Raw genomic sequence first — 2,064 nt, forward strand, 5'->3', positions numbered from 1 at the left:
TTCGACCGGCGCAGCCGCGCCGCCGAGGGGCCGGTGCCCGCGGGCGCCCGCCGCTTCGTCTTCCTCTTCGACCGCTCCGTCGGCTTCCGGCCGGAGTCCTTCCCGACCTGCGACCGCGCCGTGGTCGAGGCGGACGGCGTGGCCGCCTGCCCGCCCGGCTCCCTGGTCGGCGAGGGCCTCGGCACCTGGCCGGACGGCTCGGAGCACGACGTGGCCGTGGTCAACACGCGCGTCGGCGGCACGCCCGGGGTGCTGGTGGTCATCCCCGGCATCGACTCGATCCTGGAGCAGACCTTCGAGCGGGTACGGGACCCGTACCGCGGCGACTACCGGTGGGCGGCCGACGAGATCGTGCCGCCCAGTGCGGTGCCGCCCGGGGAGCGGGCGGGCACCACGCGCTTCCAGCTGTCGTTCGGCGCGACCCGCGAACACCGCGGCCATACGGTCGGCTTCGTCGAGACCACCGCGCGGCCCGGCGACCGGCTGCGGTTCGGGCTGTGGAGCGAGTTCGTCACCGGTCAGGTCGTGCTGCCCACCGCGAGCGTGCGCCTGCGGTCCTGACCGCGGCGCGTGTCCGCGACAGCGGTGTCCCCGGCGGGAGTTGACCGCCGGGGACACCGTGCGTTTTGCGCAAGAAGTAGGCCAGAAATGTAAGTTGCTTGCGTGCGTCGAGGTGGGGCCGTCGCGTGCGGTCGCGGGGGTGCAGGTGCGCCGCGGGTCCGTAAGCTGCCAAGTTGCGTAAGTCCAGGGCCGGTTACCTGTCTGTCATGGGCACGCAAGTCGGGTCGACCTCCGGAAACACCGGAGAAGCGCGGGTGTCGCGGCCGTGGACTTACCATGATCGTTCTGCAATTCTTCGATATCTCAGCGCAATTAGCTAACTCACAGAGGTTGGACGACCCATGAGAAAGCACCGTTCGAGACATCGGCCCACTGTCGCCGCCGTCGCCACCGGACTGCTGCTCTTCGGCCTGCCCGCACTCCCCGCCGTCGCGGCGGCCGGCTCCGACGCCGCCGCCGGCCGGCCCGCCGCCGCCAGCAGCGCCGCGCCGCGGCACGCGGCGGGGGAGGTCACGGACGGCGACCAGGCCACGTACTGGCAGAGCCGGGGCACCGGTCCGCAATGGGTGCAGACCGACCTCGGCCGCGAGGCGCGGGTCGACGAGGTCGTGCTCAAGCTGCCCGCGGACGCCGCCGGGCGCAAGCAGACCCTCGCCGTGCAGGGCAGCGCCGACGGCACCACGTTCCACACGCTGTCCGCCGAGGACACCCGCGCGTTCCGCCCCGCCGCGGACAACACCGTCACCGTCGGCTTCCCCGCCTCCCTGACCCGGTACGTGCGCGTGCAGTTCGCCGGCGCCACCGCCGACCGCCCCGCCCGGCTCGCCGAACTCGTCGTGCACACCGCCGCCGAGGCCGACCGCAACCTCGCCGCCGGCCGCCCCCTCAAGGCCAGCAGCCACACCGGCGGGCAGACCGCCACCCGGGCAGGCGACGGGGACCGCGACAGCTTCTGGCAGAGCCGCAAGAGCGAGCGCGACCAGTGGCTGCGGACCGACCTCGGCGCCTCCGTCGGCATCGACCGCGCCGTGCTCAGGCTGCCCGCGGGCGGCGCCGCGCGCGTGCAGAACCTCAAGCTCCAGGGCAGCACGGACGGCCGGGAGTTCACCGACCTGACCGCCGCCCGCGACCTCGCCTTCGGCGCCGCCGGCGGCCACAGCGCGACCCTGTCCTTCGACACCGCGGTCACCCGCCACGTACGCGTCCTCTTCACCGCCGGCACCGGCAGCGCCCGGCTGGCCGAGTTGGAGGTCTACGGCCCGGCCGAGGGCGACACCCGGCCGCCCGGCACCCCCGGCGACCTGACCCGCACCGCCCTGCCAGACGGCCGCGTCCAACTCGACTGGCAGCCGCCCGCCGACGGCTCCGACGACGTCGCCGGCTACGACGTCTACGCGGACGGCGTGCTGCGCACCGGCGTCGCCGCCGACACCACCACGTACGTCGACACCCCGGCGCCCGGCGAGTCCGTCACGTACCGCGTCCGTGCCCGCGACGGCGCGG

The 2,064-nt window shown here is 74.5% G+C and carries 2 protein-coding genes; both read left to right on the forward strand.

The window, feature by feature from the left end:
- A partial coding sequence (locus H5J30_RS29505; protein WP_181790375.1) for a hypothetical protein occupies positions 1 to 561 on the forward strand: 561 nt, incomplete at its 5' end.
- A 341-nt stretch (positions 562 to 902) separates the two neighbouring features.
- Positions 903 to 2,064, forward strand: a 1,162-nt coding sequence (locus H5J30_RS29510) for a discoidin domain-containing protein (protein WP_181790377.1), incomplete at its 3' end; no start/stop codon positions are given.

The organism is Streptomyces phytophilus (genome assembly GCF_013870535.1).
Taxonomy (GTDB): Bacteria; Actinomycetota; Actinomycetes; order Streptomycetales; family Streptomycetaceae; genus Streptomyces; species Streptomyces phytophilus.